The 24,553-nt window shown below is 38.1% G+C and carries 23 protein-coding genes and 1 pseudogene; 23 read left to right on the top strand and 1 reads right to left on the bottom strand.

Features of this window, described 5'->3' with window-relative positions; genetic code table 11:
* Nucleotides 1–107 precede the first annotated feature (107 nt).
* The 20 genes from DWX28_RS12355 to DWX28_RS12260 all read left to right on the top strand — a co-directional run bounded on the left by DWX28_RS12355 (nt 108) and on the right by DWX28_RS12260 (nt 22,435).
* On the top strand, nt 108–626 hold the full coding sequence (locus tag DWX28_RS12355) for an RNA polymerase sigma factor (RefSeq protein WP_005423085.1): 519 nt from the start codon (nt 108–110) through the stop codon (nt 624–626).
* A complete protein-coding gene (locus DWX28_RS12350) occupies nt 626–2,065 on the top strand; it encodes a DUF4179 domain-containing protein (protein WP_118252858.1) in 1,440 nt (479 codons plus the stop codon). The genes DWX28_RS12355 and DWX28_RS12350 overlap by 1 nt, the downstream gene beginning before the upstream one ends.
* A 22-nt stretch (nt 2,066–2,087) precedes the next feature.
* Nucleotides 2,088–3,626, top strand: a complete 1,539-nt coding sequence (locus DWX28_RS12345) for a L,D-transpeptidase family protein (protein WP_118252857.1) — start codon at nt 2,088–2,090, stop codon at nt 3,624–3,626.
* Nucleotides 3,627–3,914: 288 nt separating this feature from the next.
* On the top strand, nt 3,915–5,348 hold the full coding sequence (locus DWX28_RS12340; protein ID WP_118252856.1) for a ribonuclease H1 domain-containing protein: 1,434 nt from the start codon (nt 3,915–3,917) through the stop codon (nt 5,346–5,348).
* A 25-nt stretch (nt 5,349–5,373) separates the two neighbouring features.
* Complete coding sequence (locus DWX28_RS12335) at nt 5,374–5,739, top strand: type II toxin-antitoxin system RnlB family antitoxin (protein ID WP_118252855.1); 366 nt, start codon at nt 5,374–5,376, stop codon at nt 5,737–5,739.
* A gap of 479 nt (nt 5,740–6,218) precedes the next feature.
* Nucleotides 6,219–7,043: a substrate-binding periplasmic protein gene (locus tag DWX28_RS12330; protein ID WP_118252854.1), complete on the top strand. Its 825-nt coding sequence runs from the start codon at nt 6,219–6,221 to the stop codon at nt 7,041–7,043.
* Entirely contained in the window at nt 7,030–9,165 is a 2,136-nt protein-coding gene (locus DWX28_RS12325) for an ATP-binding protein (protein WP_117942139.1), read from the top strand. The genes DWX28_RS12330 and DWX28_RS12325 overlap by 14 nt, the downstream gene beginning before the upstream one ends.
* A 249-nt stretch (nt 9,166–9,414) precedes the next feature.
* A complete protein-coding gene (locus tag DWX28_RS12320) occupies nt 9,415–9,966 on the top strand; it encodes a hypothetical protein (protein WP_118252853.1) in 552 nt (183 codons plus the stop codon).
* A gap of 78 nt (nt 9,967–10,044) precedes the next feature.
* The gene (locus DWX28_RS12315; RefSeq protein ID WP_118252852.1) at nt 10,045–11,931 is read left to right on the top strand and encodes a beta-N-acetylhexosaminidase; all 1,887 of its coding nucleotides are present in this window, start codon (nt 10,045–10,047) and stop codon (nt 11,929–11,931) included.
* A gap of 9 nt (nt 11,932–11,940) precedes the next feature.
* Entirely contained in the window at nt 11,941–12,309 is a 369-nt protein-coding gene (locus DWX28_RS12310) for a DUF2500 domain-containing protein (RefSeq protein WP_118252851.1), read from the top strand.
* Nucleotides 12,310–12,506: 197 nt separating this feature from the next.
* Nucleotides 12,507–13,172: a response regulator transcription factor gene (locus DWX28_RS12305; RefSeq protein ID WP_005423065.1), complete on the top strand. Its 666-nt coding sequence runs from the start codon at nt 12,507–12,509 to the stop codon at nt 13,170–13,172.
* A gap of 281 nt (nt 13,173–13,453) precedes the next feature.
* A complete protein-coding gene (locus tag DWX28_RS12300; protein WP_243002429.1) occupies nt 13,454–14,590 on the top strand; it encodes a sensor histidine kinase in 1,137 nt (378 codons plus the stop codon).
* A gap of 99 nt (nt 14,591–14,689) precedes the next feature.
* Nucleotides 14,690–16,174 carry a DUF6034 family protein gene (locus tag DWX28_RS12295; RefSeq protein ID WP_117627831.1) on the top strand — a complete coding sequence of 495 codons (1,485 nt, stop codon included), beginning with the start codon at nt 14,690–14,692 and terminating at the stop codon, nt 16,172–16,174.
* A gap of 118 nt (nt 16,175–16,292) precedes the next feature.
* Nucleotides 16,293–17,066, top strand: coding sequence for a hypothetical protein (locus tag DWX28_RS12290; protein ID WP_243002428.1), 774 nt, complete (start codon nt 16,293–16,295; stop codon nt 17,064–17,066).
* An 18-nt stretch (nt 17,067–17,084) separates the two neighbouring features.
* A complete protein-coding gene (locus DWX28_RS12285) occupies nt 17,085–17,813 on the top strand; it encodes an ABC transporter permease (protein WP_243002427.1) in 729 nt (242 codons plus the stop codon).
* A 43-nt stretch (nt 17,814–17,856) separates the two neighbouring features.
* Nucleotides 17,857–18,510 (top strand): ATP-binding cassette domain-containing protein, encoded by a 654-nt coding sequence (locus DWX28_RS12280; protein WP_442857734.1) that lies wholly within the window; start codon nt 17,857–17,859, stop codon nt 18,508–18,510.
* Nucleotides 18,510–19,805, top strand: coding sequence for a hypothetical protein (locus tag DWX28_RS12275; protein ID WP_118252848.1), 1,296 nt, complete (start codon nt 18,510–18,512; stop codon nt 19,803–19,805). Before DWX28_RS12280 ends, DWX28_RS12275 begins: the two co-directional genes overlap by 1 nt.
* A gap of 86 nt (nt 19,806–19,891) precedes the next feature.
* Nucleotides 19,892–20,509, top strand: a complete 618-nt coding sequence (locus DWX28_RS12270; RefSeq protein WP_243002426.1) for a hypothetical protein — start codon at nt 19,892–19,894, stop codon at nt 20,507–20,509.
* Nucleotides 20,510–20,942: 433 nt separating this feature from the next.
* A complete protein-coding gene (locus DWX28_RS12265; RefSeq protein WP_243002425.1) occupies nt 20,943–21,920 on the top strand; it encodes a M28 family metallopeptidase in 978 nt (325 codons plus the stop codon).
* Nucleotides 21,921–22,060: 140 nt separating this feature from the next.
* Complete coding sequence (locus DWX28_RS12260) at nt 22,061–22,435, top strand: hypothetical protein (protein WP_118169644.1); 375 nt, start codon at nt 22,061–22,063, stop codon at nt 22,433–22,435.
* A 351-nt stretch (nt 22,436–22,786) separates the two neighbouring features.
* Here DWX28_RS12260 and DWX28_RS20260 read toward each other — a convergent pair.
* Nucleotides 22,787–23,014: pseudogene (locus tag DWX28_RS20260) on the bottom strand (IS4 family transposase); the annotation flags it as partial.
* A 217-nt stretch (nt 23,015–23,231) separates the two neighbouring features.
* On the opposite strand from DWX28_RS20260, the gene DWX28_RS12250 reads away from it, so the two are divergent.
* The 3 genes from DWX28_RS12250 to DWX28_RS12240 all read left to right on the top strand — a co-directional run bounded on the left by DWX28_RS12250 (nt 23,232) and on the right by DWX28_RS12240 (nt 24,509).
* A complete protein-coding gene (locus DWX28_RS12250; protein ID WP_243002424.1) occupies nt 23,232–23,768 on the top strand; it encodes an ATP-binding protein in 537 nt (178 codons plus the stop codon).
* A 175-nt stretch (nt 23,769–23,943) separates the two neighbouring features.
* Nucleotides 23,944–24,222, top strand: a complete 279-nt coding sequence (locus DWX28_RS12245; RefSeq protein ID WP_055066319.1) for a type II toxin-antitoxin system RelB/DinJ family antitoxin — start codon at nt 23,944–23,946, stop codon at nt 24,220–24,222.
* The gene (locus tag DWX28_RS12240) at nt 24,219–24,509 is read left to right on the top strand and encodes a type II toxin-antitoxin system YafQ family toxin (protein WP_118252846.1); all 291 of its coding nucleotides are present in this window, start codon (nt 24,219–24,221) and stop codon (nt 24,507–24,509) included. The genes DWX28_RS12245 and DWX28_RS12240 overlap by 4 nt, the downstream gene beginning before the upstream one ends.
* The last annotated feature ends 44 nt before the right edge of the window (nt 24,510–24,553 follow it).

Here is a 24,553-nt window from a genome sequence, read left to right as displayed (position 1 = left end):
TTGCAACCTTTTTAGGGATTCGCACGTCTAATAAGTAGAAGCACATAAATGAAGCTTCTATAGTATACTACGGATGACTAGTCTGAGATAGGAGAGCCGGAACTACAATGAATGAGGTTTTGATACGAAAAGCGAAGAAAGGCGACAAAGATGCTTTCTGCCGACTTATGGATGAGAATGTACAGAGTATGTATAAGATTGCGGCAGCATATCTGAAAAATGATGAAGATGTTGCGGATGCAATACAGGATACGATTCTTTCCTGTTATGAAAATCTGAAAAGTCTGAAACAGAACAGATATTTTAAAACTTGGATGATTCGAATCTTGATCAACAAGTGTAAGGACATGATACAGAAGAAAAAGCTGGTTACTTATACGGATCAGATGCCGGAAACACCTTTTCACGAAGAAGAATATGCGGCAATGGAATGGGCACAAGTATTAGAAACATTGGATAGCAAATATCGTTTGGTTGTTCTTTTGTACTATATGGAAGGATTTAGTGTCCGGGAGATCAGTGACGCTCTGGATATGAAGGAAAGCACTGTGAAATCTCGTCTTCATCGTGGTAGAAAACAGATTGCAGAGATGTATGGATATAAGGTTAAGGAGGGACGTGTTTAATGATGACTTTAAATAATAATGAGAAAGACTTCCAGGAAAAACTTCAAAAGGATACAGAAATGCCGGCAATCGTGCATGAACGTATCAATCAGGCATATCGATTGATTGAAAATAATGCTGTGTTACAGAAAAAAGCACCAAAGGATCCATATCACTGGATGAAAATTGGAGGCAGGGTAGCAGGAGGTATGGCAGCGGTACTGGCAGTCGGATTTATATTCTGTGCAACCAATCCAGTAATGGCAAAGAATATCCCGGTTGTAGGAGGGCTTTTTGAAATCTTGCAGGATAATGTAAGTTTCTTTGGTGATTTTTCGGATTATGCAACAACCTTGGAATCCGTTGATGGAACAACGGCAGATGGCAGTGAAGCAGATGGGGACAAGACAGGTAATGCCAATAGTACGAATGCTTACACTAAAACTGCAGATGGACTGACAATTACATGTTCTGAAGTATATGCCAACAGCCAGGCGGTCTATATAACTATGCAGTTTAAGAGTGATAAGCCATTTCCAGAAACGGAAACCGGAGCGGAAAGTGGAACACCGGTCATTGATCTGGATATGACTGGAGGTGTGGACTTTGATTCAGAAGCTAGTCGGGTGATCGACGGTCATGTGGAAGGACAGTTTCTGGATGACAACACCTATGCATGCATTTTCCGTTATGATCTTGCTCAGGCGGCAAAAGACTATACGGAATATAATGAGAAATACAATGAAATGACACAGCAGGTAATGGATGAGATGGGAATAACTCAGGCGGACTTAGATGATCAGACGGATGAAGGTTATGCACTGCTGGAAGAGTTTATCGATAAAGTATCTGAGCGTGGTGGAGCATATCAGAAATATATTAAAGATATTGAGATTCCGGATACTTTTAATCTGCATCTGGATATCTCGAAGGTAAGAGGGCTGGAAGCAGACTATGAGTGGTCAGAAGCGGATGATGAAAACTATGGAAGGGATGCCGGCTACTACAAATATGAAGGTGACTGGAGTTTCGATATCCCGGTTACAGTAGATGATTCCCGGACAGAAGTATTGGAACTGAATGATACAAACGATGCTGGTATCGGACTCAAATCCGTAATTCGTTCTCCGTATGAACTGACGGTAAATGAACTTTATAAGGAAGGATCCAACAGTGACTGCTTCATGGTAGCTCTTGATGCCAACGGAAACACACTTCCGTATAATGAGTCTACTGGAAACTGTAATAACTTCGCAATTCAGGACAGGGATATTTCGACAGTAGATATTTATTTCCTGGATTATATCCAGTATATGGATGAACTGAAGGGGCAGCAGAATTTTGATAATCCTACGAAAGAAGACGGACAGAAATGGAAAAAACTTCTGGAGGAGAATGCGAAATATCATAAGACATTACATTTTGATAATGACAGTGAGACAGTGCAAAAAACTAAGTGATTCAAAGAAAGATAAGTAGGATATGAGACAAAAAGAAGTGATAGGGCAGTCAATGAGAACCACAAAATCGGCAAGACCAGGTTCAGTTGTTTATGTGCCGATGGATAAATCGGAATTCAGATCTATTATATTTTCAGAAAAGAAGAAAAATAAAATTAAGAAAATTGTAATATTGATTATATTGATGATTTTTGTTATAGGCTGTTGTATTTATGCAGGTATATCTTATTATTACTCATATCACTTCTTTTATGGGACGACCATCAATGGGATTGACAGTTCAAATAAGACAGCATATGAGGTTGAGCAGGAGATTGCTGGGAAAAAGGATAACTATACTATTCAGGTAAGGGCAAGAATGCAGGACCCGCAGGCCATTACAGGAAAAGACATTGATTATAAATACGTATCCAGCGGTGCGGTTCTCCAGCTGCTGAAAACTCAGAAATCATGGGAATGGATCGGCAGTCTTTTTGAAACAAAAAACTATATGGTTCAAGAAGAGACTTTTTTCAGCCGGGAGAAACTGGAAGAACAGGTAAATTCATTAAATTGTGCGAAAAAAGAGAATCAGATAGCACCGGAAAATGCGTATGTAAGTTTTGTTAACTCAGAATTCACTATTGTGCCAGAAACGGAAGGCAACGAATTAAATACCAAAGAAGCTTATCAGATGATATGCAGGGCAATCGATAACGATGCGGCAGAGGTAAATCTGGAAAGTGATCCAAAGGCTTATAAGAAAGCAGATGTGACGAAAGAAAGTTCAGAACTTCAGAATATGGTAAATACATATAAGAACCTGACAAAAGCAAATATCACATATACATTTGGAGACGAAACGGTAACACTCGATGGGAATACCATCAAAAACTGGCTGCAGTTTGACGAGAAAGGGCAGCTGCTCCAGAATGATGAAGCCTTCCGGCAGCACGTAGTGGATTATGTGGCACAGCTTGCAGCAGATCATGATACAGTTGGCACTGAAAGACAATTTCAGACCACGAGCGGAAGGACTGTGTATGTATATGGTTCCGCCTATGGGTGGAAGATTGATCAGGACAAGGAAGTAGCACAGCTCATGCAGGAAATTCAGTCAGGAACCCAGACAACCAGGGAACCGGTGTATTCTATGAGGGCAAATGCACACGGAATCAATGATCTCGGAGATACATATATAGAGGTAGATCTTACAGAGCAGTATATGTGGTATTATCAGAATGGAAATATTATTTTTCAATCAGAAATCGTATCCGGACTGCCAAGCGATCCGAACAGAAAAACACCCCCTGGAATATTCACACTGAATTCAAAGAGCAGTCCGTCCGTGCTGCGAGGTGAAATGACAGCAAATGGAACATATTCTTATGAACAGCCGGTAACGTACTGGATGCCATTCAATGGAGGAATTGGCTTTCATGATGCAGACTGGCAGCCGTACTTTGGTGGTGACAGATATCTTACAGGTGGTTCTCATGGATGCATCAATCTTCCACCAGAAAATGCCGGACAGCTTTATAGTCTTATTCAGTATGATGTCCCGATAATTTGTTTTTACTAATTCTATATTCAAGATGAACAGGACAGGAGCTAAGTAGTAATGCAGTTGGCTCCTGTCCTTCATTGTCAACAATATCAGATTGGCACATGATCACCCTTTGGTGAAATACATTGACTGGTTTTGACGGGACATGTATAATAAAATAAGAAGCAACAAATAAAAGTAGCTAAATGGACAAATATCGTTAAAGTGTAATGTAATATGTAAACATAAATGTAATATGTAAACATAAAATTCTTGACGAACAGGTTGGATTATGTTATAATCCCAAATCTTGAAGGAGCGTACATGGCAAAGAAAAAAGTTTATGCTGTAAAAAAAGGTAAACAAACTGGATTGTTTTATTCATGGGATGCGTGCAAAGAATCGGTTATCGGATATCCAGGAGCTGAGTATCAAGGTTTTGAAACCGAAGAGGAAGCAAAAAACTATTTGGAAAATAAGGAACAAGAAGTCCCCCAAATAGAAGAAAAGGCAAATAATCAGCTAGTTGCATATGTGGATGGTAGTTTTGATGAGAAAATAGGAAAATATGCCTTTGGATGTATTATTCTTACACCAAGAGGAGAAACTATTAGAGAATCAGGAAATGGAAATGAACCAGATTCTTTAGCAATTAGAAATGTTGCTGGTGAAATGCTTGGTGCTATGTATGCAGTACAATGGGCAATTAAGAATGGTTACCGCAACTTAGAACTCCGTTATGACTATGAAGGAATTGAAAAGTGGGCTCAGGGAGAATGGAAGGCAAAGAATACACTTGCTCAGAAATATGCAAATTTTATGAAGAATAAAGCAGACATTCTAAAAATTTCTTATCAAAAGGTAAAAGCTCATTCTGGAGATCTTTATAATGAAGAAGCAGATAAATTAGCCAAAACTGCTTTAACAGAAGGGAATGGGATTCCTAAAGTTAAAAGAGGCGATTTTTGGTTTACAGTTGAGGGAATTTCAGATGAAGATTTGTCTACAGTTATAGAACTTGTTGTTGAGGAAATTGGAAAAGACAATCTGATTATAGATGAAAAAAAGATTGCTCATGGAAAAGCAGTTTCTTTAAAATGTAACAAAAGTAAAGATAGAGTAGTTGTGACACATTATCAAAAGCATAATAAAGTAGTAATGCAGGGAAGACCAGAAGTGTTATTTTCTACTATTATTGGATATATTACTGAATTAATAGAAGTAGAAGAAATTCCTAAAATATTTAATGATACATATAATCTTAACATAGATAAAGACGAGGTTCGTTCCGAATTTCAGTTTTATATGCCAAATGCTTATGATAAGATACCGTCTAAGAAAATGGAAAGATCTCTTCATCAAGCTGTATATAATTTGAAGGTTACAGGAGATATGTTCGATGGAACATATTTGGCTCAACCGGCAATTCGTGTTGTAGAAGCACAATTAAAAATTGCATTGATAGAATGTGGTATTATACCAAATGCGCAGTACATCAAAGAAAATTATTTTGATATGTTTGATAAAATAGGTGCAAAATATAAGTTGAAACCGGATAGATATGGAAATGCAAAGCCTGAGCAGGTAAAGTATATTGGAAATATTTATACGTTTTATAACAGCAATCGCCATCCAATAGATCATTGGGATGATCCTACAGCATCAATTGATACTACAAAGATGCTGGATATAAAAGGTGCCCATGATTTGATTAAAAGAGCATTGGCGATTATTGATGAATATTATGAAGTAATTTAAAAATCAGAAGAAAGGAGTAAGTTAGATGAATAACTTTGATATGATTGTGATAAGTGAAAAAAAAGAAAATATTCTTGTGGTTATGAAGACTAGCGAGCCTCCTTTTGATTATCTTGCAGAAATTGAGGCTTCGTTAAGGGAAAGACGCTATATCGGTGTAGTAATGATTGATGAATTGCTACATAGTGGGAATACGGAAGAACGGTTTATTCAGGGATACTTTGATGGTGTCCAGTTTGACAGTGAAAAATTTGCCTTTGAGTTTGTTCCGAAAAAAAGTAAATTAAGGGAACCTGTTTGCTTTTACTTATATCAAGACAGGGAAAGTCTGGAATATTCTATTCTAACCACCAGACAGCAGAAGATGATTGAGCATGGTTGCATTATTTAATAGGAAATTTGAGATAGAGCGTATAGGAACAAACTATACGTTCTATTTTTGGGCCTTTTTGAGAAAAATTAGAGGTTATTACTGAGGTGAAAGAAGAGGAATAGTAATTATACCAATTCAACAATATGCAATAACAGAAAACACTCCACTGCCGATAAAAAAGGTAGCTTTTCCCTATATCTACACGCCATAGGCATTGGAAAAACCTATGGCGTATTTTATACCCATTTCTGAAGGAGTACTGGCACAATTAAACTGGCAAAAGCAAGAATGAAGATGGAGCTTCAGATTAAAAGTGATGCAACACTACTCCGGATGAAGTTCATATAACATAATCCCAAAAATCACCTGTTCTTTTTAAAAACATAAAATTTTGTGCATGTTTTGTATTATATCTTCTATGTAAATTCAGTATAAACAGAGTTATTATAATGACGTAAAATGTAGAGAGTCAGAGAAAATTGTTGAGGTACCATAGTATGAAATCTAAATACATTGCAGTAATACCGTTTTTATTTGCTTTTGGGATATTACTGATATCAGGATGTTCAGTTACAACACAGAAAAGTACATCTTCACAGGAAAATATGCCAGAGATAATCATTGGAAGTGACGATTTTCCACCTTTTAATTATTCCGATGAAAATGGAGAGCCGGCAGGGATTGATGTTGACATTGCAAATGAAGCTCTGGGACGCCTTGGTTATAAGCCGGTATTTACAAAGATTGTATGGGATGATAAAGATAAAGATCTGGAAAATAAGGAGATAGACTGTTTATGGGGGTGCTTTTCCATGGATGGCCGGGAGAATGATTATAAGTGGGCAGGTCCATATATGGTGAGCCGGCAGGTCGTCGCAGTCAATGAAAACAGTACTATAAAGAAGCTTAGTGATCTGTCGGGAAAAGTAATTGCAGTACAGGCTTCCACAAAGCCTGAGGATATCTTTCTTGACAGGACGAATCCTGCTATTCCATTGGTAAAAGATGTGTATAGCTTAGAAAACCGAAAACTGCTTTTTACCTCTCTTGGAAAAGGTTATGTTGATGCTATAGCAGCTCATGAAACTTCCATACAACAGTATATAAAAGATTATGGGGCAAAGATAAGAATCCTGGATGAAGCTATCCTGACTACAGGAATCGGGGTAGCTTTTCCTAAAAACACGGATAGTGAACTTCCGGAAAAACTCACAGAAGTCTTTAAAGAAATGAGAAAAGATGGAAGTGAAGAGAAAATTCTAAAAAAATATCTTCCCGAAACCAGTGGATATCTGGAGGTGGATAAAATTGAAAATAACTAAACTGTCCAGACGGCAGACTCAAATCATCGTTATCACGGCGGGACTGATTCTGTTTCTGATAACTATAGTTTATTCTGTAAAAACTGACATAAAAGCAGTTGCCAGGCAAATGGACGAGACTCTGAAATATGTGAAAGAACAATGTTATATTTATAACAGATATAATGAAGCATCCCAAACAAAAGGTTTAATGCGTGCAATTGAAAATGCCCAGCAGGTTAATCGTAATCTGACGTATATAAAGGATGAAGTTACGGAGGATAAGCTGAAAACATATGCGGAGGAACAGAGACTTACCGGAATTATTATACTTGATGCAAACGGAAAGGTAAAATGTGAATACAGTACAGATGATCTTAATTCCTGGGCTTTACAGGATGAGATTCAAAAGAAAACCGTACTTGATGTAGCAGCACATCCCCGGAAAACATACGCTGCAAGTATCGTTCTTGAGGATGGGTCACAGGTGGATCTGGCTGCATATGGACGCTCTGACGAAAAAGGCATAATTATCACTTTTTATCATACATCAGCTGAGTATGCCAGAAACTATAATCTTACGGTCCAGAGCCTTCTTAGTGGCTATGATACATATTCCAGCGGAATGATCGTTGTAACAAATGGAAAAAATGTGGTTGCTTCAAATGACGAAGATCTGATCGGACAGAGCTCTGGAGATATTAATATTATCCAACAGGTAAAACAGAAACCAGCTAACAAACTGGTCCGTGTATCAGACAAAAAATGCAGATATATTGGCAGAATGACTAAGGGACGCGATTACTATGTTTATATGTTTATAGATGAGCAGATGGCGTTTGCTTCTGTTTTTAAAAACCTGTTGGTCGTGTTGCTGTTGTATATATTTGTGGCTGCTTCCGTATTTGCCTTCCGCAGGAGATCAAAAGCACAATTGTTGAAGATTCAGATGATGCAGGAAGAAGCTTATAAGCAGAAACTTTTGCAAGAAGCTCAAAGAGCTGATATGGCAAATAATGCAAAAACAGAATTTCTGCAGCGAATGAGTCATGATATCCGAACTCCTATTAATGGAATCCGTGGCATGATCGAAGTGGCTGATTATTATAAAGATGATTTAAAAAAGCAAGATGAGTGCCGCAGGAAAATATGGGATGCTTCAGGATACCTCTTGGAGCTTATTAATGAAGTGCTTGATATGAGCAAATTAGAGTCAGAGGAAATCGTGCTGGAAAATAAGGATTTTGATATTAACAAACTACTGCACGAAATAAGAGAAGTGATAGAAAAACAGGTATATGAACGTGGAATCAGCTTATCTGAAAAAGAATACAATCTGGAATACAGATATTTGAATGGGAGTCCGGTCCATTTAAAAAGAATCCTTATGAATATCATAAGTAATGCTGTCAAGTATAACAAAGAAAAAGGAGAGATACTGCTCAGCTATTATGAAACACAGGTGGATGACAGGCATATACTGTTTGAGTTTCACTGCAAGGATACCGGAGTTGGAATGAGTAAAGAATTTCAGAACCATATTTTTGAGCCATTTACTCAGGAAACAGGCGGTGCAAGATCTGTTTATGGAGGAACAGGTCTTGGTATGCCAATTACAAAAAAACTAATAGAGAAAATGGGTGGTACGATTAAATTTGAAAGCGAGAAAAATGTAGGAACTACATTCATGGTACAGCTTCCATTCCTTATTTCTGCTGATATGAAGCAGGCAGAAAGCCAGGAAGATGATGTATCAATTGAAGGCATGAAAATCCTTTTGGCCGAAGATAATGAATTGAATATGGAAATTGCGGAATTTCTTTTGACAAATGCAGGAGCAGAAATTATAAAGGCTTCAAACGGCAAGGAAGCTGTTGAAGCATTTGCAAAATCAGGTGTTGGTGAGATCAATGTAATTCTGATGGATATTATGATGCCAGTTATGGATGGCCTGGAAGCTACCAGAGAAATACGTACAATGAACAGAAGTGATGCATCTGCTGTTGTGATTATAGCTATGACCGCCAATGCTTTTACAGAAGATAAGACTAAAGCACTGAAGTCTGGAATGGACGATTATCTTACCAAACCACTGGAGTCAGAAAAACTGATTCGTGCCTTAAGTAGATACAAACACAATTAACAGTAACGTTCTTATTTCAGCTATAGAAACAGGGTGTGGTACGAAATATTATGCGTAAATTTATAAAATGGAACAGTAATCCAGACAAAGAGGGGGCATATCAATTGGACAATGATATGCCCCTCTGCCGATGTTTGTTAACTGATGCATTTTGTTTATATATTCCCTTATTTTGTACATGGACTCTTTTATATGGAAGGTGTATAGTGGATGAAAACTATATGATAAAGATTATGGAGGCATAAGATCATGGCTAACTTGATAAATTTTGTTACGCTGTTGAATGGAAAATTTGATAATAAGGATCAATTTGAGAAAATAAGTAAGACAAATCCACAGTATCCATATGCAAAGCACATCAATACAATATGTAATTCAAAAATCGCAAATCTCCCAAATGGTTTCGAAGGCATATTTATGATTGAAGAGAGTTATTATTCTGTACAGGGGACTACCCGCTCTTCTTCACATTTGTTTCTTTTTATGGAAGAAAACAATTCAATAAAACTTATTTCTTATGAGATACCGGAAGGATATGATAAAAAGAATTTTACTTACAAAATCTTCAAAGGTGCCGACTATGATCAGCTAAAGTGTTCTGCAAAATTTACTCCTGCATTTTTCAGAAAATCAGGTGATACATGGGAAGGCGGAAGTGTAAGTATGTTTTCTCCCGTATTGAAATTTTCTCTGCATGAAAAGTTCACTGAAAATCAATTGGAAGTATCAGAGTCCATGGAAGTAAATGGGAAAAGAACTTTTGGTTATGATGAGCCGATTATTTACAAACGAATAAAATAGAACATTGACAGGGGATGCTCTGCTAAAATAGATTGATTTGTTAAGAAGAGCAGAATTCCTAAAGAAAGAGGAATACGTATGAACATTGTTTTTTCATCTGATAAGAAAGAATATAATACTATTAAAAAAGGTACTGAAATACTACTGGCTGAAAATGACGGTTTCAACCAAAACATAGAATTGTCTGTTGAATTTCAGGACAGACCAGAAATATTGATCAATAAAAGAAACAACCAGATTCATATCATCTGTCGGGAAATATCTCATTATTACCGCGCACTTAATTATGCCATACATCATATGGAAGAGGATGAATTTCAATATCGAGAGCATGTCTGCTTTGAAAGAAACGGTCTTATGCTGGATTGTTCCAGAAATGCTGTATTTACAGTTGAAAAGGTGAAATTCCTGATCAAGACACTGGCAAAACTTGGAATGAATGTACTTATGCTTTATACAGAAGATACCTATGAAGTAGAGGGGCAGCCTTATTTTGGGGCTTATCGCGGAAAATACACCAAGGACGAAATAAAAGAGCTGGATGCTTACGCCTCCATGTTTGGGGTAGAGCTTGTTCCGTGTATTCAGACACTGGCTCATCTGCACAATGTGCTGAAGTGGCCGGGAATGGATAAGATTCGTGATTCTGCGGACATTCTCCAGCCTGAAAAAGAGGAAACTTATCAGTTTATTGAAAAGCTGCTCAGCTCAGTAAAAGAGAATTTTTCTACCAACAGGGTACATCTTGGAATGGATGAGGCTGTCATGCTGGGACTTGGAAATTATCTAAAAGAAAATGGATATAAAAAAGGGTCACTGATAATCAGGGAACATTGTAACAGGGTCGTAGATATTTGCAGAAAATTAGAATTAAAGCCTATGATATGGAGTGACATGTACATTACAGCAAATTCTACAGGCGGATACTATGATCTGCCCGAAAACACGGACTGCTCCAAATGGGAAAAACCGAAAAAAGATCTAGGATTAGTATATTGGGACTATTATCATGATGATACCAGAACCTATGAAAAAATGCTGGATATCCATGCGCAGCTTTCGGATAACGTTATTTTTGCAGGAGGATCTTGGATTTGGAACGGAATTTCCCCCAATTATTCTAAGACCTATGCGTGTACCAAAGCAGCTCTTTCTACTTGTAAAAAATACAATATAAAAGAGGTTCTCTGTACAGCATGGATGGATAATGGTGCAGAAACCCCGGTGGATGCTTTGCTTCCGGGACTTGTACTTTTTGCACACCTTGATTTTCACAGAGACTATGACGAAACAATCCTTAAGCAGGAGTTCAGGAACTGCACAGGCGGAGAATTTGATGATTTTATGGCACTTGACAATTTTGATTCCTTATTCTTAAATACGAAAGAGAATAAAGAGGCTCAAAATCCTTCAAAATATCTGTTATACCAGGATCCAATGTTAGGCATTTTTGATTATCATGTGAAAGAATCAGGTGTCAATACAAAATCTTACTACCAAAACATACAGAAATGTATGAATGAATGTGCAAAAAAAACAGGAAAATATCAGCTTTTATTTTCGTTTTATGAAAAACTGGCAGCGGTATTAGCTGATAAAGCCGATTTGGGCATGTGTATAAAATCAGCATATGACAGATCGGACAGAGCAGCGTTGAAAGATACCAGTCAGAATGTTATTCCTGGAATCATCTGTAATCTGACAGATATGAAATCATCAAGAGAAAAAATCTGGATGAATGATGCAAAGCCATTTGGTTATGAGATTCTGGATATAAAAATTGGTGGTGTGATTACAAGACTTAAAAGTACAGGATACCGGATTGACAATTATCTGAATGGAAATGTGCTTCGTCTGGAAGAGCTGGAAGAGGAAAGACTTCCCTATTTTACCAAAGGAATGGACAAGCGGGAGAACTTATGGAATCGCATCATCAGTGGATGTGACTTAAATGACACGATCTGATAAAGGTAAATGAAAGGAATCAGGCTACGTATGAAAATTTTAGTGTTCTTAATAATTTTTGTATTTGCATTGTCTCTCTTTCGAATGATTCTGGAATGGAGTAAAAATAATAATTCTTCCGTAGAATCTGTGGATGCTGTTGTTTCAGATAAAATAGGGGAAATATATCAGCAGCAGATACCAAATGCAGGTGATCTGACAGGAAGTCATGGTTTTACAGTGCATGATATCCCCAATTTTAAAATCAAATTCCGCATGACGGACTATACAGAAAAGGAATTTGACGTTGACAAGAAATCATTTAAAAATATAAAAAAAGGAGATTACGGAGTACTGACTTATCAGGGAAGCAGATATTTGGGATTCATAAAAGACTGATCATTTGCCCCCAGATGTTCTCACCAGGGTTATAAACGATCAGAAAATAACGGTTTATACAGGAAATCAAAACTATTCTCACAGAATGGTTTTGGTTTCCTTTTTTGCTGTTACAAATCAGTTACAACTGCATTATAGAATTTAATGTATAATTAACCTGTGAAAAGATAGTTATAAAAACATGTGAGGTAATAATTATGAAGGCAAGAATTCTTGTGATAGAAGACGAAATGTCAATCAATGACCTGCTATGTATGAATTTGGAGATTGCAGGGTATGAAACAGTAGGATATCTGGATGGAAATGAGGCATATGAAGCAATTATTCAAGATCATGCGTTTCAGTGTGCACTTGTAGATATTATGCTTCCCGGAAGAGACGGCTATAGCCTGTTACCGAAACTGAAGCAGTATGAAATCCCCGTAATATTTCTTACCGCAAAGGGAGATATCGCGAGCAAGATAAAGGGATTAAAAGACGGTGCGGAAGATTATATTGTAAAACCATTTGAAATGCTGGAAGTGATGGTTCGTCTTGAAAAAGTACTGGAACGTAATGGCACTGTACAAGAACAGATTCAAATTGGTGATGTCATCATTGATACTGCTAGTCGTACTGTTACAAAAATGGGCATGGAAATCTATTTAAAGCCAATGGAATATAACTGTCTCATGGTGTTCGCCAAAAACCCGAATAAAGCACTGACCAGGAATCAGATTCTGCAGGAACTGTGGAATGAAGAGTTCTGCGGAGAAACAAGAACTGTGGATGCACATGTGGGTCGTATCAGAAAAAAACTTGGCTGGCAGGATAAGATTAAAACAATTCCCAGAATCGGTTACAGACTTGAGGTGGATTTATGAAACTCTTAATAAAGATCTTTTTTCAGACTACATGTATTATTCTGTTGGCATCGTCAGGGATCTTTCTCTATACCACTTATTGTTGGAAAAATCAGAGTATACAGAATATCAACAGTTATGAAAACAGTATATTCAGAACAAATATCTTACAGTTTGAAAATAAAACAAGCCTTTCTGACAATCAGAAACAGAATGCCGACAACGAAATGCGCCCCCAAATAGTTACTTATGCTTTTCGGCAGGTTTTTCATGACAGCGCGGTTTTATATCTTGATGGAAAAATGACCTATAATGGAACTGTTTATGAATTCGATGTAAAAAAGTTAAGAGAATTATGTGCAAGTAAGGCAAACATGGTGGATCATGGCAGCAACAGTGATGGTCATGGCCCTATGATCAGTCAGATAAATGGAAGGACACTTTTGTTATTTTACTATGGCAATGTAAATATGGGATATCAGATTGTTACTTATAAAGATATAACAGATGTAATAGAAAAAAGTCATCTGCTGTTTTTTCAGACGGGTGGATTTACTTTATCTTTGATCGTGGTGATGGGAATTATCCTTTATTTGAGCCTTAGAAAAATCACAGCACCGCTTACAGGCCTAAGAGAAGCTACGCTTCTTGTTTCTGAAGGTATTTATGATTTTAAAGTACCGTCAGAGGGAAATACAGAACTTGCGCAGATAGGTGCAACCTTTAATTTTATGACAGGTAAAATAAAAGAACAAATTGAAAGTCTTTCTAACATAAACCGGACACAAAAACAGCTTATTGGAAGTCTGGCTCATGAGCTGAAGACCCCAATGACTGCAATCATAGGCTATGCAGATACATTGCTTACTGTGCGCCTAACCCCGGAAAGGCAGGAGAAGGCTCTGATTTATATTGAAAATGAATGTCGCAGGCTGTCAAGACTTTCTATGAAAATGCTGGAATTAACTGGATTCTACGAAGCTTCGGAAGACTCATTCAATCCAGCTGAAATACAGGTGGATAACTTCCTGAAAGAAGTAAAAGAACTTATTGATTGCAGGCTTCAAGAAAAAAACATCTCTCTTGATGTATTTTGTGAACCAAAAGAATTGGTAAAGAAGTTTGATCAGGACTTAATGATAAGTGTAGTGACAAATCTAATTGATAATGCAGTCAAAGCTTCCAGGAAAGAATCTAAAATTGTGCTTGAGGCAACCCCAGACCATCTGATGGTTCAGGATTTTGGAAAGGGAATACCGAAAGAGGATCTGGAAATGGTGACGGAACCATTTTATATGGTAGACAAATCTCGTTCCAGGGCAAAAGGAAGTGTAGGGCTCGGTCTTTCTTTATGTCAGAAAATTATAGAACTGCACGATTTCCAACTGAAGATTGAAAGCAATCCGGGAAAAGGAACTACCGTCTCTGTTTTCTGGTAATCACACTAACGTTTACATATCAGTTACAAATCGCGAAAGATTTGGTGTAATGCTCGATGATATACTTATAACAACCTTAGAAAGGAGATATTACCAGAAATGAGAAAAAACATAAAAAAGTTTGCAGGAATAGTGCTTTGTATTGGAATGTTTACAGGATGCGCACAGACCCCGGATTCTTCTTTGGTAAAGCCGAAGGGGAGCAAGGCTGTAGATGCTTATACGGAAGCGGATGATGTTAGCGGTTCTAAAGGAGAAGCATCTGAAAGCAAGAACGATGACGGTTCAGAGTCAAAGACAACCATCAGGAATCTCATTGATGCTCCTCAAAATTATAAAAGCCATGTGGAAGATGACAGTGCCAAGCTCGTGGTAAATACAGATGCAAGCGTAGAAATTCCGGAAGTGGAAAAGATATCTGCTATTTCTGTCACTGCGGCAGAAGTTACCCAGGAGCTTCTCGACCGTATTACAAACGCATTCTTCTCAGAGGCAAAACTTTATACCCTGGATAGTTATTATGTGAAGACAAAGGATGAAATTAAAAAAACTCTGGATGAACTAAAAGAAGACGTTGCTAACGGAAACCTGGATCCGTATAACTATGGAACAGACGATGATGGGAATTATGTCTATGATATCTATGAAGATATTGAGACATGGGAACAGGAATACGAAACTGCTCCGGAAAAGAAAACCCTGACAGAGGCAAAACCTGTTGCCGGAAATTATTTCAGTTGTATTGCACAAATGCCAGACGATTCACAATACTACTATATGATATCTTCCGATGGCTCCGATACCTTGTCAGTCAAGATCAAGAAAGCAGCAAACAAGGGCGGGGAAAAAATACCGGAGGATGCAATGTGGTGTGATTACGGATATTCTGAAGAGGAAGAAAAACCCACAGAAGAATCTATCGGTCTGTCCCTGGATGAAGCAAAAAAACTTGTAAAGGAAAAAGTTGAAAAAATGGGCATCACAGATTTACAGTTTTCTAACTGGAATTACGCGGTGTGCAAAAGTTTTGAAGGCGATAATAGTTCAGGTAATTTTGGAAATGGATATAGAATTGATTATGCACGTACCATAAATGGTGTGCCGGTAACTCAGACAATTGCAGACGGTGGGGCATTGGAAGATATGGACAGCACGATGGAAACATGGTCTTATGAAAGTCTCTGTTTCTATGTCGATAAAGATGGCATAGAAAGCATGACTTATTCAAATCCCTACACAATTGGTAACATAAAGACAGAGAATTTAAATCTTCTTTCATTCAGCGAGATTATGAAAATTTATGAAAAAATGATGGTGGTAACAAACGCTGATAATATGCAATATGAAAATTCCAGAGTCTATAATATTGATCGGATCGTTCTTGGCTATGCCAGAATATATGAGCCGTCTACTGACGCACACACAGGTATTTTGATCCCCGTCTGGGATTTTTTCGGCAGCATGACTTCAGAAAGTGAATATAACGGAGAAACAGAATCAAATACCAGTAAAGATCCAAATGAAAGTTTCCTCACCATTAATGCCGTGGATGGCAGTATCATAGACCGGAATCTGGGTTACTGACATGAGACAGGTATTTGGAATTGTAAGGTACAATTTCTTCGGATTTTTACGCAATCCCAAAGTTATTTTTATATTTCTGTTAGAATTTGTACTTAGTTTCCTGCTTACAGGCAGAATCATGGTTGTAATGGATACCTACGATACACCGGTACAGGCCATTGAACCATTTATCTGGACATTTGGGGATGGGATAGCAGTACTGTCCAGTTCGCTGCTCTTGCTTCTTATGTTTTCTGACCTGCCGAAGATGACACCTATTACTCCATACCAGCTGACCCGGACAACCAAGAGGAAATGGCTTTTAGGTCAATTCATTTATGTTATTCTTGTAACTGTTTTATATACGGTTTTGATGCTGCTGTTTACGGCCGTGCTGTGTATGAAAAAGAGTTATCCAGGTAACCTGTGGAGCGAAACTGCGGCCATGCTTGGTTATTCAGAATTAGGAAAAAACCTGCAGGTCCCTTCTACAGTAAGGGTCATGGAAAGTATCTCACCCTATGGCTGTATGCTGCAGGTTTTCTTCCTTCTGTTTTGTTATTCGCTGACCTTAAGCTTTGTAATCCTTGTAGGAAATCTCTATAAAGGGAAGACTAAGGGGATGATTTTTGGCCTTCTTTACAGTGTTTTTGGTTTTTTATTGGACCCGAAAGTACTGGCTGCAATTTTACATAAAGAAAAATACGAAATGTATCAGGTAAATGTATTAATCTGCTGGATCAGTCCTCTGAACCAGGCAGTATACGGAAAACATAACTTGGGTTATGATCCATTGCTCCCGAAAATCCCGCATTCCTATATGTTTTTTCTGGGTATTTTAGTTCTTCTTGCAGTTTTTGCAATTAACCGGATGAAAAAATATACCTTTGAATTTCTTGGAGAAAAGACATGATCGGAAGGGGGAAAACCTATGTGGGGTGAAACAAAACGTATGTTTTTTAATAAGAATTTTCTGGCAGCATGGCTGACAGCCTGCATTTCCATAGCCATTGGACAAACTTATCCCAGCTTAAAAAAAGCACTGACATGTGGTACTTTTATCAGTATACTGGAAGGTTCCTTAAAAAGTCAGGCAGTATCTTTTGCCATTCCGGTAGCAGCCGTATTGCCATGGAGTGATTCCATTCTGCAAGAATATAAAAGTGGATTTTTAAAGGAGATACTTCCCAGAACGACTCGCAGACAGTATATCGAAGGTAAAGTTTTTTCCATTATGGTATCTGGTTTTATGGTCTGGACGTTATCTATACTAACGGTACTTTTTATCAATTTTATTGTGTTCTATCCGCTGGAGATAAAGGGTGCTATTCAGAAAGAAGCACTTCTGGACTTACTCATGAAGGCATTTCGGACAGGACTTATCGGAAGTATCATAAGTACTTTCGGTGGAAGCTGCGGGATTTTATGGGATTCTGCTTACATGGCATATGGAATCCCTTTTGTAAGCTTTTATTTCGGAATTATCCTTCATGACCGCTATTTTAAGAATCAGATATGGTTTTATCCAGTAGAATGGATACTGGCTGATGAAAATTGGGGACCGGACAAAATAGGAGTTTGGCTATTTCTACTGTTGTTTTTATTAGTAATGCTGGGAATTCTGGGAGGTGTTTTATATGGAAGATTGGAAGAAATCTGAAGGGACATTTAATCTGGCCTGTGATCTGGAAAGAGTAAGTGGAATGATGCAGAACACCTGCGTAAAAATAGAACACGTGACCAAACGTTTCGGTGAAGACATCGTGTTACAGGAAGTAAATCTTTCCTTGAAAACAGGGAACGTCTATGGGATTGTTGGAAATAACGGTTCCGGAAAGACCGTTCTTATGAAATGCATCTGTGGGTTTCTCCCTGTAACTACGGGCACTATTTTTGTATTTGGAAAAAAAATAGGCCATGATGTGGATTTTCCTGAAAGTCTTGGAGTTATTATCGAGACTCCCGGTTTTCTTACACAATATACGGGCTTTAAAAATCTGGAGATCCTGGCAGACATGAATGGCCGGATTTCGAAGGCCGATATCCGCATAGTCTTAAAAAGGGTAGGATTGGATCCGGACATGAAGAAACCAGTCGGAAAATATTCCCTTGGAATGCGTCAACGCCTTGGTATTGCACAGGCCATTATGGAAGATCCTCTTTTTTTGATCTTGGATGAGCCGTTTAATGGACTGGATAAACATGGCGTGGAAGAGATAAGAGAACTACTGTTGGATTTAAAAGCAGCAGGAAAAACCATTTTGCTGGCAAGCCATAATGAAGAGGATATCAGAATCTTATGTGACCATGTATATGAAATGGATGGAGGAGTTTTAAGAGAAAGGACTGCCCGATAATGAAAAATTTATTTGTAAAAACGGCATTAGTATTGTGTACGACAATAATATTTCTTCCGGCTACCGTTTTTGCCACAGAGCCTCAAAACACGGAGATTACATCTGCTGAAGAAGGATTTACGGACTCAGATCCGTCCGTATCTTATGAGAATGACAACTCGTTAACCCTTGATAAAAAAGAGGATGATTCTACAAGTACCGAACCTCCGGCAGAGGATGAAAAGACTCCTGATAAAGCTGATACCGATAAAGAAAATCCGGATCCGGATATTTTCACATCAGGAGATGACTTTGGTGATGGTTCTAAATCGAATCCTTTTCATGTTGTAATAGACAGTGATAATCCGGAGGACGGTGACGCCCCGCAGATAACAGATCCGGTTATAGACAACGGGTATTCGGGCGGTGGGGGAGGAGGTAATTCAACATCAGACTCATCAAGTGAAAAAATATTACATAAACCTCAGGTATTATTAGAAGACAGCAATCTTTCAGGTGGACGATTGGAGGCTGGTTCTACACCAGAAATGTCGCTGACATTTCGAAATAAAAGCTGCAGTCAAAATGTATTTGGTTTAAAAATTTCCCTTTCTACAGAGAACAAAGGAATCGAATTTGAGAAAAACTCTTTTTATGTACAAGTCCTGGCTCCTGGTGAAGCAATTACTTTGGAACAGATGATTACTATAACAGAAAACTGTGATCCTGGCCAGGCTGTCATTACTTTTTCTCTGGATTATGAAGATTCGAAAGCAACGGCAACCACCGGTACAGAATTACTGTCTTTTCAGATCATCCAACCGGTTCGTGTTAAGCTGGAAGCTTCAGATATTCCATCTGTTTTATACACTATGGATACAGTAGAGATCCCGGTAAAAGCAATGAATCTCGGAAGAGACAAAATATACAATGCAAGTGTCAGCTTAAAGGCTGATGAATTAAGTTCAAACGATACTGCATTCTTAGGGACCATAGAGGCCGGAGATTTATCCCAGGGAAGTCTTCGCATATATGTAAAAGGAAAAACAGGAAAATGTGCAGGTCAATTAATCCTTACGTATGAGGATGCCGATGGCAAATCGTATGAGGACGAAATAAAATTCGATTCTGAAATCAAAGAAACCCAGATAAAGTCTTTAAAGGTTGAAGATGACCAGGAGAAAACCAATAACTGGTGGTATTCCATAGTTGCAGTTGTTGCAGTACTGCTTATTTCCATAATCTTGATTCTGGTCAGAAAGCTTCATAAGAAAAATATCCTTCTCGAAGAAGTGAGAAAGGCGGCTTCTCATTGAAAAGAAAAAAAATAGACAGCTTTACCTTATTTGTCATACTTCTGCTGTCATTGATATTGACATTATTAGTGATGTTGCTGGCGGGCATGAAAGAAGAAAAACGGCAATTTACTGTGTTGCTCCCACTTGGAGATCTGGCTTATGATGAAGATTTTTTGCAGAAAGCGAAGAAGATAAAAGGTATAAAAGAAATCTGGCCAGTCATAGAAGTCCCGGTTGTCATCAAAATTGAAGATTATACGGAAACAACGACTTTTTTAGGAATTAATATGAATGCGTTTGGAAAAAATCCAACTCAGAATGAACTGGGGAAGATGCCATTGTTATTGCTGGGAAATGGTTCCCTGCAGGATATGAAAGACTATAATAATCATGCCATTTCAAAAAAGCAACAGGAAAAATTTTTAGAGATGGGTGAAAACCTGAATATTTTTTATTCCCTGGATGAAAAAGAAAAAGATACTTCCAAAGCCACAGATGATCTTACTACCTTATCCGGCAATTCCGCAAGAGAACCGCAGACCTCATACATGCCCTGTAAAGCCGCTGTAGTAATAGAAGGCAACGAAATCTACATACCCATTTCCCAGGCACAGGATCTCTGCAGAGAAATAGGAGAGCCTTCTGAGATCAGTAAAGTATATCTAAAAATAAATGGAAAAAATAATCTGGAGAACGCAAAGAAAATACTTTCAGGAATTTAACATAATATATAGCAAGAAGTCTCTTTCCTTTACAGATGTGCAATGAATTGTAAAAGCACTGTACGAACGCTGTAAAAGCAAAAAAGAACACTTGGTTGGTGATGCAGTTCATGGTATAATAGTATCAGTTGATAACATAAATGATAAAAAAGCTTATTTTGTTAAAAAAAGGATCACAATGTATATTTGAATATCAGATTTACTGTTTTTTGATCATGTGGTTGTAATGTTCCGTGCATAGCCCAGAATGGAACTAAGTAAATTTATCAATGTCTGTCCCTTTTTCAAAATCTGAGATTTAATTGGCAGAAGTATATCACATGATAATGTTTATGGTATGGAAAAAAGCTTTCGTTGTAGCCTATGGTTCTGCATGGAAAGTTATTGGATAAAAGATACTGATTAATACTTGGTAAAATGAGGGAGCTCACAAATGAAAAAAATTACAATTGCCTTAATTATGGTTATATCATTAATAGCACCAATTCAGACAATGGCGGAGAGTGTTACCCAGACCGGTACAATAATAGAGCCTTTGGAACAGAATATTGAACAGATCATCGATGAAATCACTTCTGAACCGCATCCAATAAATTCTGATGCAATACAGAACGTAAAAGAATATATTAGTGAATATTTTGGCAATCTGGGATATGACAATATAGAATACCAGAAATTCGAATATAACGATGAAAACAATGAGAATGCAATAAGGCATTCCTCGCAGGCGGATGTGTTTCTGGCATCAACAGCCGAGAATGCAATTGTTGACGGCATTGGTGAAAATATCATTGTGACAAAAAACTCATCCATTGATACCACAAAAAATCTGATCATAAGTGCCCATTATGACAGTGCAGAAGATTCGGTGGGCGCCAATGATAACGGTTCCGGAGTGGCAGCAGTGCTTGAACTGGCAAGGATTTTAAAAGATACAGAGATGCCGTATAATATAAAATTCATCCTGTTCTCGGGCGAAGAGAAATATATGCTGGGTTCAAGATGGTATGTTGGTAAGCTGACGGAGGACGAGCGGAAACAGATCATCGGAGTAATAAATATTGATACTATTGCAGAAAAAAGTGATTTGGGTTATATGGCGATGATCGAAGGAAACAAAAGACCAGACAATGCGGAATATGATGATGAGGGATTGAAAAAACTGGCAGAATTAAATAAAAACAGTATGTCAGAACTATTTACACCCAGTGACAGATTTTTCCTGACAATGGCAACCAACAGTGACCATTATCCGTTTGCATTAGTGAATATCCCGGCAGTATCGATTGTCCAGGACTGGCAAGATGGTTTGAACGTGAATGATAGTTCTGATGTAAAAGAAAATATGGATATACAGAGAATTGTGGAAGTGATTGATCAGGTTATGGAAGTACTTCCAACGATCAATTAAATTTATATCAAAAATCTCCCACTAATGGTAGTGCCAGATAAAAAACATTGTAGAAGTCAGTAATATTAATGTTTTTCATGGTGCTAGCACGGTGTGAAGTCGAAATAATCAAATACTGACAGAGACTAGGAGGTGGAATAATGAAAAAATGGATCGTGATGCTGACGGTACTTGTTATGTTCTGTCTGGCGGGATGCGGGGAAAAGCCGATGACAGCAGTGTATTTTCATCCAGATGATAACAGCTGGTATTTTGCGGATCTGGACACGGACACGATTTTCTCCGGAACGATACCGGATAAGCTTACGGATGAGAATGGAAAGAAGCTGACAGAGGAAGATATGACAGACGGAGATGTTTACCTGATCTATGGAGATGGTATCATGCTGGAAAGCTTCCCGGGACAGTATCCGGGAATCACAAAGATGGTACGGAAAGAACAGGGCAATCAGGAAAAGGCCGATCATTACCGGAAGGAGCTGCTTTCCATGATGCGTCCGGTGACTGGAGAGTGATAAAATAAAGCTTTTTTAGAAAAATACTCAACTTTCCCAGCTGATATCTCTAAATAAAGCCCGAATAAATGCGGCTTGAGATGCAATCCATTCACTTATTTTACATTTTATGATGGATGTAATATCAGTAGATAATGTTAAAATGTGCTCCACAAACAGAGCCATAAGGCTCTGCAGTGCACTGGTTAAGTCCATGTCCTGGATATCATCGCAGAACATTAAGAATAATACGCCATACGTTTTCTGGTCATTTTGGTTCCTGCGGATCCATTCCAGAATGATATATCTTGTAAATACAATAGTCGTATGGCTTACCATTGCACCATAATTATGGCTCTGAAATTCAGTGCCTAACTTCAGAAAGGATTTTGATGGTCTGAAAAAACATTCGATAGACCATCTGTTTCCATAAATCCGTACGATCTCAGTATCACTTAAAGAAACGTCTGTGCTTAAGAGATACAGACATTCACTCTTCTTATTGCGGTTTCGTACGAAAACGATCTTAACAGGAATTCCTGTTTTGGTAGTGACTACTAAAGAGCCAAAAATATTTCTCGCACCTTCAAAGCGGACCATTCTTTTTAGTTGAAAAATCAACTGTTTATGCCAGTTTTGCTGGTGGGAAAGTTGAGAAAAATATTAAAAGAAAATATATATCCATTTCTTCTATATTTTGATAAACTATATATTAAGACCACTGAGAAGAATAAATTTTAATTGCTTTGTTGAACAGATTGGTATTTACAGGGAGGAATCGTATTTCAGATATATGATCAAGCAGATCAATATTGTAATGAAATCATTAATTCCTGAGATCAATATAGAAATTTATAATGCGTTTGATAAGCTATTGAAGGATGGAAAAGACGGAGTGCAGTTTGAAATCATTGCCATGCGTGGAGAGAACCGGATTCCGCTTTTGTATGAATCCGCAGGAATAAAGAAGCTGATTTCTATTTGCAGTAATTTAGTTGCCTGCTATAACAGGGAGTCTTATTGCCTTGTGGTAGACGAGCTGGATTCTGGTATTTATGAGTATTTATTGGGAGAATGCCTGGAAGTTATGCAGGATAAAGCTAAAGGACAATTGATCTTTACATCACATAACTTACGCCCATTGGAGATCCTTGAAAACGATGCTCTGCTTTATACGACTGTGAATCCTGAGAATTGCTATATAAAATCTACTTATATCAAAAATACGCAAAATACCCGGTTATCTTATTTGCGGACAATCAAGCTTGGCGGGCAAAAAGAAAAACTCTACAATGAAACAAATATATATGAGATGGAGCTTGCTATGAGGCGGGCAGGAAGGGACTACAAATAACTAAAAGGCCACAGGAATCAGGCAATTATTATCACCACCAAATCCTTCTGTTATACAGGCTTTATAGTGCAGTTAACCTCATTGAATAAATTTATTATTAAATATTCGTGCAAAGTATTGTTTTCTTCGTGCAAATGGCATATACTATAATTGCCAGCAGAAAGGGGTTGATCGTATGGCTAGAAATACCACAAACATCAGTATCCGCATGGACGCAGATTTGAAAGCGCAGGCGGACGCACTGTTTACTGAACTTGGAATGAATCTGACTACGGCGTTTAACATCTTTGTGCGCCAGTCGCTTCGTGAAGGCGGCATTCCCTTTGAAGTAAGGCTGGAACAGCCGAACAAAGAAACGGTTGCTGCCATGCTGGAAGCGGAAAGGATTGCAAAAGACCCGTCTGTAAAGGGCTTCAATGACCTTGACGAGTTGTTTGCTGACCTGAAAAGATGAAAGAAACTAAATATACCGTCAAGTACACGACCAGTTTCAAAAAAGACTACAAACGAGCCATCAAGCGTGGCTTGAAGATCGAGCTGCTGGAGCAGGTCGTAGCAATGCTGGCAATGGGCGAACCGCTGCCAGATAAGAACCGCGACCATGACCTGTCCGGCGATTGGGCAGGTCATCGGGAATGTCATATTCTCCCGGACTGGCTGCTTGTCTACCGCATAGAGGATGATGTTCTGGTGCTGACGCTGGCCCGCACTGGTACACACAGCGACTTGTTCGGCAAATAAACATTCTGCCGCCGTATGGGGGAAACCTGTACGGCGGTTTTTCT

The sequence above is a fragment of the Blautia sp. AF19-10LB genome, from assembly GCF_003461245.1.
Taxonomy (GTDB): Bacteria; Bacillota; Clostridia; order Lachnospirales; family Lachnospiraceae; genus Blautia_A; species Blautia_A intestinihominis.
The sequence above is the reverse complement of the archived record's forward strand: the minus strand, read 5'-3'. Positions and strand labels throughout refer to the sequence as shown.

Bases quoted from the DNA above. Each gene is read 5' to 3' on its own strand.
- DWX28_RS12300 (WP_243002429.1), top strand. From the start codon at position 13,454: ATGACCTATAATGGAACTGTTTATGAATTCGATGTAAAAAAGTTAAGA.
- DWX28_RS12270 (WP_243002426.1), top strand. From the start codon at position 19,892: ATGAAAGAAGAAAAACGGCAATTTACTGTGTTGCTCCCACTTGGAGAT.
- DWX28_RS12315 (WP_118252852.1), top strand. From the start codon at position 10,045: ATGAACATTGTTTTTTCATCTGATAAGAAAGAATATAATACTATTAAA.
- DWX28_RS12345 (WP_118252857.1), top strand. From the start codon at position 2,088: ATGAGACAAAAAGAAGTGATAGGGCAGTCAATGAGAACCACAAAATCG.
- DWX28_RS12280 (WP_442857734.1), top strand. From the start codon at position 17,857: ATGATGCAGAACACCTGCGTAAAAATAGAACACGTGACCAAACGTTTC.
- DWX28_RS12310 (WP_118252851.1), top strand. From the start codon at position 11,941: ATGAAAGGAATCAGGCTACGTATGAAAATTTTAGTGTTCTTAATAATT.
- DWX28_RS12350 (WP_118252858.1), top strand. From the start codon at position 626: ATGATGACTTTAAATAATAATGAGAAAGACTTCCAGGAAAAACTTCAA.
- DWX28_RS12355 (WP_005423085.1), top strand. From the start codon at position 108: ATGAATGAGGTTTTGATACGAAAAGCGAAGAAAGGCGACAAAGATGCT.
- DWX28_RS12265 (WP_243002425.1), top strand. From the start codon at position 20,943: ATGAAAAAAATTACAATTGCCTTAATTATGGTTATATCATTAATAGCA.
- DWX28_RS12305 (WP_005423065.1), top strand. From the start codon at position 12,507: ATGAAGGCAAGAATTCTTGTGATAGAAGACGAAATGTCAATCAATGAC.
- DWX28_RS12250 (WP_243002424.1), top strand. From the start codon at position 23,232: ATGAAATCATTAATTCCTGAGATCAATATAGAAATTTATAATGCGTTT.
- DWX28_RS12275 (WP_118252848.1), top strand. From the start codon at position 18,510: ATGAAAAATTTATTTGTAAAAACGGCATTAGTATTGTGTACGACAATA.
- DWX28_RS12340 (WP_118252856.1), top strand. From the start codon at position 3,915: ATGGCAAAGAAAAAAGTTTATGCTGTAAAAAAAGGTAAACAAACTGGA.
- DWX28_RS12285 (WP_243002427.1), top strand. From the start codon at position 17,085: ATGTGGGGTGAAACAAAACGTATGTTTTTTAATAAGAATTTTCTGGCA.
- DWX28_RS12240 (WP_118252846.1), top strand. From the start codon at position 24,219: ATGAAAGAAACTAAATATACCGTCAAGTACACGACCAGTTTCAAAAAA.
- DWX28_RS12295 (WP_117627831.1), top strand. From the start codon at position 14,690: ATGAGAAAAAACATAAAAAAGTTTGCAGGAATAGTGCTTTGTATTGGA.
- DWX28_RS12245 (WP_055066319.1), top strand. From the start codon at position 23,944: ATGGCTAGAAATACCACAAACATCAGTATCCGCATGGACGCAGATTTG.
- DWX28_RS12320 (WP_118252853.1), top strand. From the start codon at position 9,415: ATGGCTAACTTGATAAATTTTGTTACGCTGTTGAATGGAAAATTTGAT.
- DWX28_RS12260 (WP_118169644.1), top strand. From the start codon at position 22,061: ATGAAAAAATGGATCGTGATGCTGACGGTACTTGTTATGTTCTGTCTG.
- DWX28_RS12290 (WP_243002428.1), top strand. From the start codon at position 16,293: ATGGTTGTAATGGATACCTACGATACACCGGTACAGGCCATTGAACCA.
- DWX28_RS12335 (WP_118252855.1), top strand. From the start codon at position 5,374: ATGAATAACTTTGATATGATTGTGATAAGTGAAAAAAAAGAAAATATT.
- DWX28_RS12330 (WP_118252854.1), top strand. From the start codon at position 6,219: ATGAAATCTAAATACATTGCAGTAATACCGTTTTTATTTGCTTTTGGG.